The organism is Buttiauxella sp. AC038 (assembly GCF_979253565.1).
Map to the genome: position 1 here is coordinate 3,766,922 of NZ_CEEDCQ010000001.1, position 16,536 is coordinate 3,783,457.

The following is a 16,536-nucleotide window of genomic DNA, read 5'->3' on the forward strand; positions in this document are numbered from 1 at the left end:
GCTCTTTATCTCTCTCTATGAGGAAAGCCGTCAGGCCTTGCAGATAGCGGGAGAAATGAGATTCAAGAAGTGTGATGCTCTTCAAATCACTTGTAACGGCAGTGTTAAATATGGTTCAAGGCAAAGTCGCGGATCATAAGGAATACAAATACATTCAACAATAGGATTGGGTAGCTGTCGGACGACTCTGCGCTTATCCGATCTAAGGGAGTAGCGCATGAATTCCATTTTTACCGAAGAGAACCTGCTGGCGTTCACCACCACGGCGCGGCTTTCAAGTTTTAGTAAGGCAGCGGTCGAACTGGGGATCACCACTTCTGCCGTCAGCTACACCATCAAAAGAATCGAGACGTACCTTGATGTGGTGCTGTTTGTGCGCAATACCCGCAGTATCGAACTGACCGAGTCCGGCTTCTATTTCTATCGCAAAGCAACCGAACTACTTAACGATTTCCACGCCATAAAACGCGGTGTTGATACCATCTCGCAAGGAATTGAGGTGAAGGTACGCATCTGTATCAACCAACTGCTTTACACCCCGCGCCACACGGCAAAGCTGCTACAAATACTGAAAAAACAGTTCCCTACCTGCCTGATTACTATCACGACAGAGGTGTACAACGGGGTGTGGGACTCAATTATCAATAACCAGGCAAATATTGCGATTGGTGCGCCAGATACATTGCTCGACGGTGGTGGGATTGATTACACGGAAATCGGCGCGATTCACTGGCAGTTTGCTATCGCCCCAACCCACCCGCTGGCATTTATGCCGGAGCCAATTTCTGAAAGTCAGCTGCGCCTGTACCCCAATATTATGGTGGAAGACACCGCATCAACACTGAATAAAAAGGTGGGATGGCTGCTGCATGGGCAAGAAGCGATTCTGGTGCCAGACTTCAACACCAAGTGCCAGTGCCAGATTCTGGGAGAAGGCGTTGGTTTTTTACCCAGCTATATGGTGCGCGAGGCTCAGGATAGCGGCCTGCTGGTGACACGCCAGATAAACAACCCTCGCCAGGATTCACGCATGCTGCTGGCAACCCAGCATGCCGCCACCGGGCAGGTAACCCGCTGGATTAAAAAGCAGTTTGCGCCGGGCGGGTTGTTGACTGAGATTTATGGGGACTTGTTGGTTCGGGATTAAGCGCCAGCTACGCTTCGCTGCAACATCTCCTGCCAGGCAGGGACATCGCCAAGGTAGCGCCCGGCATCCAGTACCTGTAACTGCCCAAGGCTATTGCGAAGCGCAAAAGTTGGGAAACCACGTCCACCAAGCTGCGCCAGTAGCGCACGGCTTTCAGCAATATGCTGATTCAGGATTTCACCGTTGATGGCCTGCATTTCAGCGCTAAAAGCCGGGACGGGTAAACCAAGTTCCAGGGCCTGCGCCTCAAGAACGGTTAAATCGGCCACACGCTTTCCATGCTGGTAGTGCGCCACCTGAATAAGATGCAGCATCTCCAGCCCGCGCCCGGCCAGCTTTTGCGCCGCAAGAATCGCGCAAGTGGGTGGGGCCGAGTCCATCACTGCCGTGGTATCCAATAATAAGCCATTGGTATACGCATCGCCGAACGGCTGCCCGGTCATAGCGGCAATCCTCGCATCATGTTCGATAACGTGCCCGCGCCACTGCGCGTCTATGGTGCGACGGTGGTTGCCAACCATCATGCCGCCGCCATTCAGAGCAATCGACAGTCCAGGGACTTCACCAGCCGCGTCGACAAGCGGAGCTGCACCGTAGCACCAGCCACACAGCGGGTCGAAAATGTAATGCAGAGTGTTAGTTGTCATCTCTCCTCCTGGTTACTGCGGCCATTTCATTTCGCCTTTCAGCACCTTCGCACCCAGCTCAAGGCTCGACTCATCCTTCAAGTCAGGATACTGCTTCTTCATCACCGCAATCAGTTGAGCTGAATCTTTTGCTTTCGGCAACGCCTTTTCCAGCGTCGTCAGGTAGTTTTGCGTGAAGGTCACCGACTCAAGCGTTTGCGGTGCGCCCGGCAGGAAATGGCCTGGAACCACCACTTTCGGTTTCAGGGCTTTGATGCTTTCCAGCGTTTGCTGCCAGTCGGCACGCGATTGCGGCGTTTGAGTATCAGCCACCCACAGATGAATATTATTGCCCGCAACTGGCACCCCGCCCACCACCGCTTTTAGCGCCGGGATCCACACATAGGTACGGTCTGACGTTGGGCCTTTTACTTCGATTTTCTGGCCGTCGACCATGAAGCTATTGCCCTGAAGCGGCTGCGGCACCACCACCGACTGTGGCGCGTTCTCTTTGAGGATCGGTCCCCAGTAAGCCAGTTTGCCCTCTTTTGAGGCTTCAATCGCCGCAATGGTTTCCGGCGTGGCGACGATTTTTGCCTGTGGGAACGCGGCCTTAATTTTGTCCAGACCGAAGTAGAAGTCTGGATCAGAGTGGCTGATGTAAACGGTCGTCAGGGTTTTGCCGGTCGCTTTGATCTTCTCAATCAGCTGCTCGGCATCGTTACCCTGGAATTGCGCGTCAATCAGCACCACTTCTTTCTCGCCACTGACTATCTCGGACGACACCGGGAACACGCTTTTCTCACCGGGATTGTAAACTTCCATCGTTAACGGGCTGGCGGCGTGTGCCAGAGTCGTAAGGCTGACGAGAGTCAGCGTGAGTACAGATTTTTTAAACATAGCAGATGCCCTAAATTGTCTTGATGTTGGGCACATCTTACGTTGCATGAATTGATACAAAAACCGGATAATGAGCAACTATTCATTGCATAAATCGGACGAATAATGGATCGCATTACCGCCGCACGGGTGTTTGTCACCATTGTCGATCTGGGCAGTATGATTGCCGCCGCAGACCATCTTGATATGTCGCGAGCCATGGTGACGCGTTATCTGGCGCAGATGGAAGAGTGGACTGGCGCACGCCTGCTGCACCGCACCACGCGCAAACTGAGCCTGACCGATGCGGGCGAAAGAACCCTGAGCCTGTCACGCAAAATGCTCGCTGTCGCCGAAGCTATCGATCTGGTCGAGGATAATCAGACCGAGGAAATACGCGGCCTGCTACGTATCACCTGCTCCCAGTCGCTGGGGCAAACCGCGCTGGCAGGTGCCGTGACGCAGTTTCTGAAACGCCACCCTCAGGTGAGCGTCGATTTGCAAATGAACAACCGGACGGTAAATCTGGTGGAAGAACGGATTGATCTGGCACTGCGCATCACCAATGAGCTGGACCCAAATTTGATTGCCCGCCCGCTTTCCACCTGCGCCTCGGTAGTGTGCGCCGCTCCTGCTTACCTGGCGGCAAACGGCACTCCGAATCATCCTGAAGATCTTGCCAGCCATAACTGCCTGACTTACAACTGGTTCGGCAAAAGCCTGTGGCATTTTGACCGTGCAGGGGAAAAATCTGCCGTGGCGGTGAGCGGCAATCTCAGCGCCAATGAATCGGTTGTGCTGCTGGCGGGAACGCTACAGGGCGCGGGGATTTCGCTCCAGCCGTACTATTCTGCCGCCCCGTTACTGGCAAAAGGTGAACTTGTAGAACTATTGCCTGGCTACCAACCGCAGGAAATGGGCATCTACGGCATTTACACCACCCGCAAACAGATGCCCGCCACACTGCGTGCGATGCTGGATTATCTGGTGGAATGGTTTGCCACAGATGAGCAGTGGCGAGCGACGCTGCGCTAAAGCTCACCAATGATTATCTCGTTATGGTTAATCCCCCGCCATTACCCCTACTCATGAAGGGGTAACTCGCTACCCAATACCTGGCGAATTGATTTTGCTCAATAAGCCACCGTTAAATGTGGGTATTTTCGCGACCATTCATACGTCATAACAATGAGGTTACGATGGACGTCAGTCGCAGAAAATTTTTCAAGATCTGTGCCGGCGGGATGGCAGGGACTACCGCCGCAGTTCTGGGATTTTCTCCCAAAGCGGCGCTTGCCGAGGTGCGCAACTTTAAGCTTTTGCGTGCCAAAGAAACCCGCAATACCTGTACATACTGCTCAGTAGGCTGTGGTTTGTTGATGTACAGCCTGGGCGATGGTTCGAAAAACGCCAAATCCAGCATTTTCCATATTGAAGGTGACCCGGACCACCCGGTAAACCGTGGAGCGTTATGCCCGAAAGGCGCGGGCCTGCTGGATTATATCCACAGCGAAAGCCGCCTGCGTTACCCGGAATACCGCGCGCCAGGCTCCGATAAATGGCAGCGCATCAGTTGGGACGATGCATTCTCACGCATTGCCCGCCTGATGAAAGACGACCGTGATGCCAATTTCGTTGAGAAAAGTGAGCAGAATGTCACGGTAAACCGTTGGCTCTCCACCGGCATGTTATGTGCGTCGGCGGCCAGCAACGAAACCGGGATGCTGACACAAAAATTTGTCCGATCCCTTGGCATGTTAGCGGTAGATAACCAGGCACGCGTCTGACACGGACCAACGGTAGCAAGTCTTGCTCCAACATTTGGTCGCGGTGCGATGACCAACCACTGGGTTGATATCAAAAACGCCAACGTTGTGATGGTGATGGGCGGCAACGCCGCTGAAGCGCATCCGGTGGGTTTCCGCTGGGCGATGGAAGCCAAAAACAACAACGACGCCACGCTGATTGTGGTCGATCCGCGCTTTACCCGCACGGCATCTGTTGCGGATATTTACGCGCCAATCCGTTCCGGCACCGACATTACCTTCCTGTCGGGCGTGCTGCTGTACCTGATTTCCAATAACAAAATCAACGCCGAATACGTTAAGCATTACACCAACGCCAGCCTTTTGGTGCGTGACGATTTCAGCTTCGATGATGGCCTGTTTAGCGGCTACGACGAGCAAAAACGTCAGTACGATAAAACCAGCTGGAACTATCAGTTCGACGAAAACGGCTATGCCAAGCGCGATGACACGCTCAGTGACCCGCGCTGCGTGTGGAACCTGCTCAAAGAGCACGTTTCCCGCTACACACCGGAAATGGTCGAGCATATTTGCGGTACGCCGCAGGCCGATTTCCTGAAAGTGTGTGAAGTGCTGGCCTCAACCAGTGCCGCCGACCGCACAACGACGTTCCTCTACGCTCTGGGTTGGACGCAACACACCGTGGGTGCGCAGAACATTCGCACCATGGCGATGATCCAGTTGTTACTCGGCAATATGGGCATGGCGGGCGGCGGCGTAAATGCCTTGCGCGGGCACTCCAACATTCAGGGGCTGACCGATCTGGGCCTGCTGTCCACCAGCCTGCCGGGTTATCTGACACTGCCTTCTGAGAAGCAAACCGACCTGCAAACTTACCTGACGGCAAACACGCCGAAAGCCACGCTGCCGGGCCAGGTGAACTATTGGGGCAACTATCCCAAGTTCTTCGTCAGCCTGATGAAAGCGTTCTATGGCGATGATGCGCGTAAAGATAACAACTGGGGCTTTGACTGGTTGCCGAAGTGGGACCAGGCATACGACGTGCTGAAGTACTTCGACATGATGGACCGCAACAAAGTTACGGGCTACATCTGCCAGGGCTTTAACCCGGTCGCCTCCTTCCCGGACAAAAACAAAATTGTCGCAAGCCTTAGCAAGCTGAAATACCTGGTGATTATCGACCCACTGGTCACGGAAACGTCTAACTTCTGGCAGAACCACGGCGAGATGAGCGACGTGAACCCAGCGGCAATTCAGACTGAAGTGTTCCGCCTGCCGTCGACCTGTTTTGCTGAAGAAGACGGTTCGATTGCCAACTCCGGGCGCTGGCTGCAGTGGCACTGGAAAGGGGCAGACGCACCGGGAGAAGCGCGTAACGACGGCGAAATTCTGGCCGGGATTTACCATCGCATACGCGAGCTTTATCGCGCCGAAGGCGGTAAAGGTGCTGAGCCACTGCTGAAAATGGGCTGGCATTACGATCTGCCGGACAGCCCTGAGTCCGTAGAGGTCGCCAAAGAGAACAACGGCTACGCGTTGGAAGATCTCTATGATCCGGCTGGGAATTTGCTGGCGAAGAAAGGCCAACTTCTGGACTCGTTTGCGCTATTGCGTGATGACGGCACCACCGCATCTGCCTGCTGGATTTATGCCGGGAGTTGGACTGCGAAAGGTAATCAGATGGCGAACCGCGATAACGCCGATCCATCAGGCCTTGGCAACACGCTGGGCTGGGCCTGGGCGTGGCCGCTAAACCGCCGCATTATCTACAACCGCGCCTCTGCTGACCCACAAGGCAAACCGTGGGACCCGAAACGTATGTTGATTCAATGGAATGGCGCGAAATGGGTGGGGAACGATATTCCTGACTACAACACCGCCCCTCCGGGCAGCGGCGTCGGGCCGTTTATCATGCAGCCAGAAGGTTTGGGCCGCCTGTTCGCCATCGACAAAATGGCGGAAGGCCCGTTCCCTGAGCATTACGAGCCGTTTGAAACGCCACTGGGTACTAACCCGCTGCACCCGAATGTGGTCTCGAACCCGGCAGCTCGTCTGTATGAAGCCGATGCCAGACGCATGGGCAAACGCGAACAGTTCCCTTACGTCGGCACCACGTATCGCCTGACCGAGCACTTCCACACCTGGACCAAGCACTCACGGCTTAACGCGATTGCGCAGCCTGAGCAGTTTGTGGAAATCAGTGTGGCGCTTGCAAAAAGCAAAGGCATCGCCAATGGCGACCACGTGAAAGTCAGCAGCAAGCGCGGGTTTATTCGCGCCGTTGCGGTGGTCACGCAGCGCCTGCAAACCCTGAACGCGGGCGGGCAGGAAGTGGAAACCGTCGGTATTCCGCTGCACTGGGGCTTTGAGGGTACGGCACGTAAAGGTTATCTCGCCAATACACTGACGCCATCGGTAGGTGACGCTAACTCGCAGACGCCAGAGTACAAGGCGTTTCTGGTCAACATTGAGAAGGCGTAAGGAGCGAACTCATGTCCATGCAATCTCAGGATATTATCAAGCGTTCGGCTACCAACGGCTTTACGCCGCCGCCGCAGGCTCGTGACTTCAAAGAAGAAGTCGCCAAGCTGATTGACGTCTCAAGCTGTATTGGCTGCAAAGCCTGCCAGGTCGCCTGCTCGGAGTGGAACGACATCCGCGATGAAGTCGGTCATTGCGTCGGGGTTTACGATAACCCCGCCGATTTGAGCGCCAAATCCTGGACGTTAATGCGCTTTAGCGAAACCACGCAAAACGGCAAGCTGGAGTGGCTGATTCGCAAGGATGGCTGCATGCACTGCGAAGATCCGGGCTGCCTGAAAGCCTGTCCATCTGCGGGTGCCATCATTCAGTACGCTAACGGGATCGTCGATTTTCAGTCGGAACACTGTATTGGCTGCGGCTATTGCATCGCCGGTTGCCCGTTCAATATTCCGCGCCTGAACAAAGACGATAACCGCGTCTACAAATGCACGTTGTGTGTCGATCGCGTGAGCGTGGGCCAGGAACCGGCCTGCGTGAAAACCTGCCCGACGGGTGCCATTCATTTTGGCACCAAAAAGGAGATGTTAGACGTTGCCGACGAGCGCGTAGCGAAGCTACAAAAACGCGGCTATCCGTACGCGGGCCTCTACAACCCGCCGGGCGTTGGCGGTACGCACGTGATGTATGTGCTGCACCACGCTGACCAGCCGGAGCTGTATCACAACCTGCCGAAAGATCCGCATATCGACGTGCCGATTAACCTGTGGAAAGGGATCCTCAAACCGTTGTCGGCGGCAGGTTTTATCGCCACCTTTGCCGGGCTGATTTTCCACTACATTGGCATCGGGCCAAACGAAGAGGTGGATGAAGACGAGGAGGAACATCATGATTAAGCAGAGCAAATCGATTATCAGGACGAAATTTATCGACCGTGCCTGCCACTGGACGGTAGTGATTTGCTTTTTCCTGGTGTCACTTTCCGGCATTGCGCTGTTCTTCCCGACGCTGCAATGGCTGACGGAAACGTTCGGGACGCCGCAGATGGGGCGCATTTTGCACCCGTTTTTTGGCGTGCTGATTTTCGTGGCGCTGATGTTTATGTTTGTGCGTTTCGTGCATCACAATATCCCGGAAAAGCAGGACTGGCCGTGGGTGAAAAATATTGTCGAAGTGCTGAAAGGCAACGAGCATAAAGTGGCGGATGTCGGCAAATATAACGCCGGGCAGAAGATGATGTTCTGGACCATTATGAGCATGATTTTCGTGCTGCTGGTAACCGGAGTGATTATCTGGCGGCCCTATTTTGCCCCGTACTTTTCCATCAAACTGGTGCGTTACAGCCTGCTGATTCACGCAACCGTCGCCATTATTTTGATCCACGCCATCCTGATCCATATGTATATGGCGTTCTGGGTGAAAGGCTCGATTAAAGGGATGGTCGTCGGCAAAGTCAGCCGCCGCTGGGCGCAGAAACACCATCCGCGCTGGTATCGTGCGGTTCTGGCGAAAGAAGCAAAGAAAGAGAGTACCGAAGGGTTGTAGTGAATGCGCCCTGCTGTCCCCGGCGTTTGCGCCGGGGATTTGTATCGACAGGCGTTTTCCCGGACAATAGCCTTTTTAACTCCGGCGTAACAATGACATGAAACACCCTCTCGAAACCTTGATAAGCGCTGGTACTATTTTGCTACTGGCCTTTTTCTCCTGCCTACTGCTTCCGGCACCTGCGCTGACCATTGAGCTTGCGCAAAAGCTCATCACGATGTTCCATCTGCTGGATTTGAACCAGCTCTATACCATTATTTTCTGCGTTTGGTTCCTGGCGTTGGGTGCCATTGAATACTTCGTGATTCGCTTTATCTGGAAGCGCTGGTTTTCGATTGACCGTGATGCGTAGCGTCGCTGTTGTAGGGTGGATTAGCGCAAGCGACATCCACCATTTACACAAGAATTGTCGGATGTCGCTACGCTAATCCAAACTACAACGAGGCCGGTAACACAATCGAACGAATATCATTGCCCGTCGGCGCCTGATGAATACGCAGCCCAAACTCGTCAACCACGGCAAATATATGCTCGAAAATATCAGCCTGAATCGCTTCATATTCCAGCCATGCCACGGTATTGGTAAACGCATAAATTTCTATCGGTAAACCTTCAGCCCCTGTAGCTAACTGGCGCACCATTAGTGTCATATCTTTGCGAATACGCGGATGGTTTTGCAGATATTCGGTGAGATAAACACGGAATGTCCCGACGTTAGTCATGCTTCGGGCATTGAGCACTGACCCCCCGTCGCTATTATGAGTTCGATTATATTCTTCAATTTCTTTGCTGCGCGAGTCGATATAGGGCCTCAATAATCTCGCATTCATTAAGCGCTGTATTTCATCGGCGGAAAGAAAATGAATACTGGTGGTATCAATATTAATACTGCGCTTAATACGGCGACCACCAGATTGCGACATGCCACTCCAGTTTTTAAATGCATCGGAAACCAGAGCATAAGTTGGAATGGTGGTAATGGTATTATCCCAGTTACGCACTTTCACAGTAGTCAGGCCAATATCAGTCACCGCACCATCAGCACCAAACTTTGGCATTTCCAGCCAGTCACCCAGCTTTAACATACGGTTTGCCGAGAGCTGTATACCGGCCACCAGTCCTAGAATCGGATCTTTAAATACCAACATTAACACCGCAGCCATTGCACCCAGGCCGCTGATAAGAATCGCAGGAGATTGACCGATAACTCTGGAAATCATCATAATGCCAATCACCAGGGAGCTAATGAGCTTCACACCCTGGAATATTCCTTTTAGAGGAATATCCGACGTAATAGTAAATTTCTGTGAGAAATTATAAATAACATCCAGCAAGGAGAATAACGACAGTAAGGAATAGAGCATAATCCAAAGCTGTGCGCCGATAATTAATATCTCGCTGGCGTCACTGCCTTTTTGCAGCCACAGCACCGCCTGGATATTAACGATAATACCTTGCAGGGTTGAAGCAAGCCTATGAAATAGCTTGTTTTCTGTGATGATTTGCAGCCACAAATGCTGACTGGATTGCGCACGTTTCTCAAAAGTGCGCAGTACAACGCGGTGTAGAATAAAATGTACAATTAATGCAAATACAAAAATAATACCCAGAACGACTAATATCGAAGTTGTTGGGTCAAGCACAACACCAAAAGTACTTAAAAATGAAACCAAATCTTTCATAATAACTCCTTCCTGAACAACGCATATAATGGAGGGAGATGATTCTTAGTGCAACTTTCAAGGCATTTTAATTCACTGAACATTCTTTACAATATTATCATTGCATTTATGAGTAGCAGATAATTTCCAATAAGAATAATGAGATAAAAACAGTTTCTATATCCAAATAATTCAAGATGCAGGAAGGCGGCAAGAGAACGAGTCCCGATGAGCTTACTCAGGTAAGTGATTCGGGTGAGTAAACGTAGCCAACGCGCATGCAACTTGAAGTATGACGGGTATATGTCCGATCGTTTCCAGACGGCTGGCTATACTCAATTCAATAATTGTCAGAACAATGAGAGTCCAGCATGCCACTAAGTGATTTTAATCATTCTGACCCATACACCCTCGGCATCGAGCTGGAATTGCAGATCATCAATCCTCCAGCCAACGATCTCAGCCAGGACTCATCGCTGCTGATTGACTCTCTGAAAGACCAGGTGACAGAAGGTGAAGTCAAACATGACATCACCGAAAGCATGCTGGAAATCGCCACCGGGGTGTGTGGCGATATCGCGCAGGCTCAGGCGCAGCTTTCAAGTTTGCGCCAGCATGTGCTGCAATCAGCAAGTAAACATCATCTGGCGATTTGCGGTGGCGGTACGCATCCATTTCAAAAATGGCAGCGCCAGGAGGTATGCCAGAGCGAACGCTATAACAAAACGCTCGAGCTATATGGCTATTTAATGAAGCAGGCGACGGTATTTGGCCAGCATGTGCATGTCGGCTGTGAGAACGAAGAGGACGCTATTTATTTGCTGCATGGCCTGTCGCGCTTTGTTCCACACGTCATCGCGCTCTCGGCTTCATCGCCGTATATTCAAGGGGCAGATACAACCTATGCCTCGTCACGTTTGAATATCTTCTCAGCATTCCCGGATAACGGGCCTGCACCTTTCGTCGGCGACTGGAACGAGTTTAAGTGGATGTACCAACGCCTTGAGTCCAGCAGCATCGTTCAATCGATGAAAGACCTGCACTGGGATATTCGACCAAGTCCAAAATTTGGCACCATTGAAGTACGCGTAATGGATACGCCGCTGACTATCACGCGTGCGGTCCATATCGCTGGATTTATTCAGGCTTTGGCCCACTGGTTGCTTAGCGAACGTCCCTTTGTGCCGCGTTCTGAAGACTACTTACTTTACCGTTTCAATCGCTTTCAGGCCTGCCGCTTTGGGCTTGAAGGGATGCTGACCGACGTGCGCACCGGCGAGCAACGCACAATGGCAGAAGATATTTTGCCATTGCTGGATACTCTTGCGCCTTATGCGGCACAACTCCGGGCATCATCAGCTTTAGAAGCCATTGAAGGTTATGTGCGTAATAACGACAGTGATACGCGCCGCATTCGTCAGTTTATTACTGAGGGAGGGCTTCTGACCGAGTTAATGCGAGAACATTGTGAAATTTGGGCAACTGAGTGAATTTAATTTTCTGCCAGGAGGCCTATTGGAAATAGGCCAATACGATTTCTGATAAATATCGATTAACGCTTAAACCTTAGCGCCTCAACAAATAAAGAAAATGCGGTGGTGTGTTGTTTACGGCTTGGGTAATACAGGTAATAACCAGGAAATGGGGCGCACCACTCTTTGAGTACTGTGACCAGCTCGCCGCGCTCAACGGCTGCTGCTACCGAATCCTCCGGGACATAGGCCAGGCCAAGCCCGACTGTTGCGGCATCAATCCGCTGACGCAGGCTGTTAAACGTCAATTGCCCGTCAACGCGCACGCGTAATTCCCGTCCCTCTTTTTCAAATTCCCATGCATACAGGCCACCCATAGTTGGCAGGCGCATATTAATGCAATTATGGTTTTGTAATTCTTGCGGGGATTGAGGTGTACCTTGCTTTGCGAGGTAATCAGGGGAACCAACTACCGCCATACGCATATCCGGGCCAATACGTACCGCAATCATATCTTTGGCGACTTGCTCGCCGAGACGAATTCCGGCGTCAAATCGCCCGGTAACAATATCCGTCAGGGTGTTATCGACGGTAATTTCCACTTTTATATCCGGGTAATCCCCCAGAAACGATTTCAGTACAGGCCACAGCACCGAATCTACCGCGTGTTCCCCCGCCGTTATGCGGATATTGCCCGCTGGGTTCTCACGCATTTCGATCAGCGCTTCCAGCTCGCCTTCAATTTCCGCGAAACGCGGCCCAAGGCTCTCCACCAGCTTTTCACCGGCTTCAGTTGGGGCAACGCTGCGTGTTGTGCGCGTCAGTAAGCGTAATTCGAGGCGCTCTTCCAGGCCGCGAATAGCGTGGCTTAAAGCCGACTGCGATACGCCTAATTTGGCGGCAGCTTTGGTGAAACTGCGTTCACGGGCAACCACCAGGAATGAAATCAGGTCGTTAAAGTTCTCTTTTAACATATGCAAATCTGCCGTCGCTGCATTAACTGGTTATCAGTATACGCGGATTCATGAATTCAACTCATAGCTCCTTGCGTATATACCGGGCTAATCAGCAGTAATAACAGGCGCTAACATAGCTTTCTCGGTCCTCACAACGAAGCGTGGGCACTCAAACCACGACCAACTTATCTGCCAGTCGCGCTCAGTTACCTATACTTCTGACTGGTGTTATCTCTGTTAACCCCGGCATTGAATGCCGAAGTAGAGGAAAAAATGGAAGAAAAGCTGAAAATCATCCAGGCTGGATCACAGCCTTCTCAAACGGGTCCGGAAAGTTACTTCACAGGTAGAGTCCGTATTGATGCACCTTTCCAGACCACGCCCCCTGCTCGTACCGGTGGCGCTACCGTCACTTTTGAACCTGGTGCACGTACCGCCTGGCATACGCATCCGCTCGGACAAACGCTGATTATCACCCATGGGCACGGCTGGTTGCAGGAATGGGGTGGTGAAATCCGCCAAATGAATCAAGGTGATATTGTCTGGATCCCTGAAGGTGTGAAGCATTGGCATGGCGCGACGCCAGATAACGCTATGACGCATATCGCCATTGCTGAGTCACTCAATGGCACCCCTGTCGAGTGGATGGAACACGTCAGCGACGATCAATACAAAAAAGATACCCTTCATTCTTGAAGTTGCTTCTGCGTTGGCTGCACTCACTCACCGCAGTCACTTACTTGAGTAAGCGCCCGGGGATTCTCGAGTTTGCCGCCTTGAAGCAACTCCAATTATTTTAGGTATAGCCTCTCAACCCGGAGAACAAACATGACGATGAAAGTGCTCGGTTATGCGGCACAGTCCGCAGATGTTCCACTTGCTCCATTTGAATTTATGCGACGCGCACCGCGTCCAGATGACGTGGTGATCGAAGTGATGTACTGCGGCGTTTGCCACTCAGACCTACACCAGGCGCGTAATGACTGGGGTTTCAGTCAATATCCGCTGGTACCGGGCCATGAAGTCGTTGGGCGCGTGGCCTCCGTTGGCAGTGACGTGACAAAATTCAAGCCAGGCGATTACGCGGGTATCGGCTGTATGGTGGACTCGTGTCGTATCTGCCATCCGTGTAAAGAGGGTCTTGAGCAGTACTGTGAAGAGGGCAACGTGCAGACCTACAACGGCGTTGATCGCCATGATCATCTGCCAACCTACGGTGGTTACTCGCAGGCGATTGTCGCCTCAGAAGATTTTGTGCTGAAAATGCCTGAGGGTATGGATCTCAAAGGTGCGGCCCCATTGCTGTGCGCGGGTATTACCACGTGGTCGCCACTGCGCCACTGGAATGTAGGCGAAGGTAGCAATGTGGCTGTTATCGGGCTGGGTGGCTTAGGCCATATGGCACTGAAACTGGCAAATGCGATGGGTGCGGAAGTCACTCTGTTCACCCGTTCTGCGAGCAAAGAGGAAGATGCACGCCGCCTGGGGGCGCATCACATCGTACTTTCCACCGATGATGAGCAGATGGCATCGGTTAGAAATCAGTTCGACCTGATTATCGACACCGTACCTTATGACCACGATATCAACCCGTATATGCCAACACTGACTCTTGATGGCACGCTGGTGTATGTCGGTTTGCTGGGCAACATTGAACCACCGGTCAGCACCTTACCGATGATTCTGGGTCGCCGTTCAGTTGCCGGCTCCTGTATTGGCGGCATCAAAGAAACCCAGGAAATGCTGGATTTCTGCGGTGAACACGGGATTGTTTCTGATATTGAAATGATCAATATGCCCGATATCAACGCAGCCTATGAGCGGATGCTGAAAAGCGATGTGAAGTACCGTTTTGTGATTGATATGGCGACGCTTAAAGCCTGATTGCGCAAACCCTCTCTGTAAAAAAGGGAGGGTTTTTCTGGTTATATCCTCCCTTCCAACATCACATTTCATATACAATCGCGCAACACTCGCTGTTTTTGGTAGATGCCCGGTTGCCATCACTCTTCTCCCTTTCACGTCATAAATGGCCTTTTGCTCTCGCTTTACTCGCGATGGCAATGCTTTTTATCGCCCCGGTGATTTCAAAATCACTGGAACAGCGGCGTGCGGCGGCGAATGGTGAGCATCATATGATGAGCCATTCAGGCGGCATGATGATGGAGATGGGCAATATGGAAATGCCCACAGCATCCCACTTGATGCCGGGCGCGGGCGCTTCCTTGATGGATGATATCGCCTGCGGGTATTGCCAACTTCTGCTGCATATCCCACTGATCGTCTGGCTATTTATTCCCTTTGTCTGGTTGGCATGGCGTATTACGCGTGCGCCACCGCCCCCGGTTATCGCAGCGCTTCTGCCCCAGCATAACGATGCCGAAGCGCTGCCACGCGCGCCTCCTGTCGAATTGTCTCGTTAATACAAACATCATTTAACGTCACAGTTTTACTGGAGATAACCATGTCTGTGAATCAATCCCAGCTCGCCCGCCGTGGCGCGTTGCTGACGCTTTTGCGTCGTCTGCATTTCTATATTGGCTTGTTTGTTGGTCCGTTTATTTTTATCGCAGCACTTACCGGCACCCTATATGTGCTGACGCCACAAATTGAGAATGCGCTTTATCATGAAGCCTTGCGCACGCCAGATACTGGCCCAAACCAGCCGTTTTCACAGCAAATAGGCGCTGCACGCCAATATATTGGCAACGATGCCAGCATCTCAGCCGTGCGGCCAGCCCCCATCCCGGCGACACCACGCGCGTGCAGTTTGTTGACCCGACGCTTGGCGAGTCAGAATCGCGCGCCATTTTTGTCTCACCTGCAACACTTGCCATTCAGGGCGATATGACGGTGTATGGCACCAGCGGTGTGCTGCCACTGCGTACCTGGATTGATCAATTCCATCGCGCATTGCTGCTGGGCGATACCGGCAGAATTTACAGTGAGCTTGCTGCGTCCTGGCTATGGGTTGCAGCACTTGGCGGCGTGGTGTTGTGGCTGACTTCTCGGCCAAAAAGAAAGTTAAAAGTGCGGCAAACCGCGCAAAGAAAAGCGCGTCACTGGCACATTACGCTGGGTGCTGCGTTGCTGCTCGGCCTGCTGTTTTTCTCTGCCACCGGGCTCACCTGGTCGCAGTGGGCAGGCGGAAATATCGACAAAATGCGCAGTGCACTCGGTTGGATGACGCCACAGGTGAATACGGCGCTGGTGCCACAAACCGGGCATCAGCAACATGACCCTCATGCGGAACACCACGCCATGATGCCAGGCATGGTAATGCCGCAAACAGACGACAGTGTCTGGGATCAGGTACTTACAGCCGCTCGCGGTGCTGGAATTGAATCGAGTAAAATCGAGATTCGCCCAGCCCGTTCGGCAGATAAAGCCTGGACCGTGAGTGAAATTGACCGCGCCTGGCCGACGCATGTCGATACTGCAGCGGTCGATCCAACCAGTTTTAAAGTGATTGACCGCACCTGGTTTGCTGATTTCCCGCTGGTTGCCAAGCTGACGCGCTGGGGAATTGATGCTCATATGGGCGTGCTTTTCGGGCTGGCAAACCAGCTATTGCTGGCAGCGTTTGGCATTGGCCTGTGCACGATGGTGATTCTCGGTTACCGGATGTGGTGGTTAAAACGCCCGACGGCTTCTGCGAGCAACCCCGCGCAAACACTAAGTGAAGCGTGGCTTGCGCTGCCAGGTGCATGGCGTGCAGGAGTGGTGATTGTCGCGCTACTCTTTGGCTACTGCCTGCCGGTAATGGGTGCCAGCCTGTTGCTGTTTATCGTTGCTGATATTGGCCGCTGGCGCAAAAACGCGTTGAAATTGCAGACTTCGTAATTCCCTTCCCCCTCACTTTTCTGGCGAGGGGGAAATCGTATTCTCCAGGCCCTCTCCCCTTCCAATATTGGTCCTACCAATCCAGCCAAAAACGTGACCTCTTTGTGCATAACGGCAAAAAAGCGCAACACTAATATTGCCATTAATTAACAAAAGATTA

Annotated in this window: 14 protein-coding genes and 1 pseudogene; 11 read left to right on the forward strand and 4 right to left on the reverse strand. The window is 52.5% G+C overall.

Going from position 1 to position 16,536, the window contains the following annotated elements:
* Nucleotides 1-217 precede the first annotated feature (217 nt).
* The gene (locus tag AC0IXI_RS17970) at nucleotides 218-1,147 is read left to right on the forward strand and encodes a LysR substrate-binding domain-containing protein (protein WP_064516888.1); all 930 of its coding nucleotides are present in this window, start codon (nucleotides 218-220) and stop codon (nucleotides 1,145-1,147) included.
* Here AC0IXI_RS17970 and AC0IXI_RS17975 read toward each other — a convergent pair.
* Together AC0IXI_RS17975 and AC0IXI_RS17980 are read right to left on the reverse strand one after the other, a co-directional pair.
* Complete coding sequence (locus tag AC0IXI_RS17975; protein WP_413498025.1) at nucleotides 1,144-1,794, reverse strand: DsbA family protein; 651 nt, start codon at nucleotides 1,792-1,794, stop codon at nucleotides 1,144-1,146. The genes AC0IXI_RS17970 and AC0IXI_RS17975 overlap by 4 nt on opposite strands.
* Before the next feature lie 12 nt (nucleotides 1,795-1,806).
* Nucleotides 1,807-2,673: an MBL fold metallo-hydrolase gene (locus tag AC0IXI_RS17980; RefSeq protein WP_413498026.1), complete on the reverse strand. Its 867-nt coding sequence runs from the start codon at nucleotides 2,671-2,673 to the stop codon at nucleotides 1,807-1,809.
* Nucleotides 2,674-2,778: 105 nt separating this feature from the next.
* Here AC0IXI_RS17980 and AC0IXI_RS17985 point away from each other — a divergent pair, with 105 nt between their 5' ends.
* The 5 genes from AC0IXI_RS17985 (at nucleotide 2,779) to AC0IXI_RS18005 (ending at nucleotide 8,796) form a co-directional block, all read left to right on the forward strand.
* Nucleotides 2,779-3,687: a LysR family transcriptional regulator gene (locus AC0IXI_RS17985; RefSeq protein ID WP_134183879.1), complete on the forward strand. Its 909-nt coding sequence runs from the start codon at nucleotides 2,779-2,781 to the stop codon at nucleotides 3,685-3,687.
* A 164-nt stretch (nucleotides 3,688-3,851) separates the two neighbouring features.
* Entirely contained in the window at nucleotides 3,852-6,899 is a 3,048-nt protein-coding gene (fdnG, locus tag AC0IXI_RS17990) for a formate dehydrogenase-N subunit alpha (protein WP_471682879.1), read from the forward strand.
* Nucleotides 6,900-6,910: 11 nt separating this feature from the next.
* Entirely contained in the window at nucleotides 6,911-7,795 is an 885-nt protein-coding gene (fdxH, locus tag AC0IXI_RS17995) for a formate dehydrogenase subunit beta (protein WP_064516875.1), read from the forward strand.
* Nucleotides 7,791-8,444 (forward strand): formate dehydrogenase-N subunit gamma, encoded by a 654-nt coding sequence (fdnI, locus tag AC0IXI_RS18000; protein ID WP_471683249.1) that lies wholly within the window; start codon nucleotides 7,791-7,793, stop codon nucleotides 8,442-8,444. Before fdxH ends, fdnI begins: the two co-directional genes overlap by 5 nt.
* A 97-nt stretch (nucleotides 8,445-8,541) precedes the next feature.
* Complete coding sequence (locus AC0IXI_RS18005; RefSeq protein WP_471682880.1) at nucleotides 8,542-8,796, forward strand: DUF1158 domain-containing protein; 255 nt, start codon at nucleotides 8,542-8,544, stop codon at nucleotides 8,794-8,796.
* 82 nt (nucleotides 8,797-8,878) lie between these two features.
* Here AC0IXI_RS18005 and AC0IXI_RS18010 read toward each other — a convergent pair whose 3' ends face one another.
* Nucleotides 8,879-10,126 carry a mechanosensitive ion channel family protein gene (locus AC0IXI_RS18010; protein WP_471682881.1) on the reverse strand — a complete coding sequence of 416 codons (1,248 nt, stop codon included), beginning with the start codon at nucleotides 10,124-10,126 and terminating at the stop codon, nucleotides 8,879-8,881.
* Nucleotides 10,127-10,476: 350 nt separating this feature from the next.
* Between AC0IXI_RS18010 and AC0IXI_RS18015 the strand changes: the two genes are divergently transcribed.
* Nucleotides 10,477-11,595 carry a YbdK family carboxylate-amine ligase gene (locus tag AC0IXI_RS18015; protein ID WP_064516871.1) on the forward strand — a complete coding sequence of 373 codons (1,119 nt, stop codon included), beginning with the start codon at nucleotides 10,477-10,479 and terminating at the stop codon, nucleotides 11,593-11,595.
* Between the two features lie 62 nt (nucleotides 11,596-11,657).
* Here AC0IXI_RS18015 and AC0IXI_RS18020 read toward each other — a convergent pair whose 3' ends face one another.
* On the reverse strand, nucleotides 11,658-12,551 hold the full coding sequence (locus tag AC0IXI_RS18020) for a LysR family transcriptional regulator (protein WP_134183889.1): 894 nt from the start codon (nucleotides 12,549-12,551) through the stop codon (nucleotides 11,658-11,660).
* A 255-nt stretch (nucleotides 12,552-12,806) separates the two neighbouring features.
* Here AC0IXI_RS18020 and AC0IXI_RS18025 point away from each other — a divergent pair, with 255 nt between their 5' ends.
* The 4 genes and pseudogenes from AC0IXI_RS18025 to AC0IXI_RS18040 all read left to right on the forward strand — a co-directional run bounded on the left by AC0IXI_RS18025 (nucleotide 12,807) and on the right by AC0IXI_RS18040 (nucleotide 16,376).
* A complete protein-coding gene (locus AC0IXI_RS18025) occupies nucleotides 12,807-13,229 on the forward strand; it encodes a (R)-mandelonitrile lyase (RefSeq protein WP_064516869.1) in 423 nt (140 codons plus the stop codon).
* Between the two features lie 132 nt (nucleotides 13,230-13,361).
* Nucleotides 13,362-14,417 (forward strand): NAD(P)-dependent alcohol dehydrogenase, encoded by a 1,056-nt coding sequence (locus AC0IXI_RS18030; RefSeq protein WP_134183891.1) that lies wholly within the window; start codon nucleotides 13,362-13,364, stop codon nucleotides 14,415-14,417.
* 113 nt (nucleotides 14,418-14,530) lie between these two features.
* The gene (locus tag AC0IXI_RS18035) at nucleotides 14,531-14,956 is read left to right on the forward strand and encodes a DUF2946 domain-containing protein (RefSeq protein WP_134183893.1); all 426 of its coding nucleotides are present in this window, start codon (nucleotides 14,531-14,533) and stop codon (nucleotides 14,954-14,956) included.
* A gap of 41 nt (nucleotides 14,957-14,997) precedes the next feature.
* A pseudogene (locus AC0IXI_RS18040) lies at nucleotides 14,998-16,376 on the forward strand (PepSY-associated TM helix domain-containing protein).
* The last annotated feature ends 160 nt before the right edge of the window (nucleotides 16,377-16,536 follow it).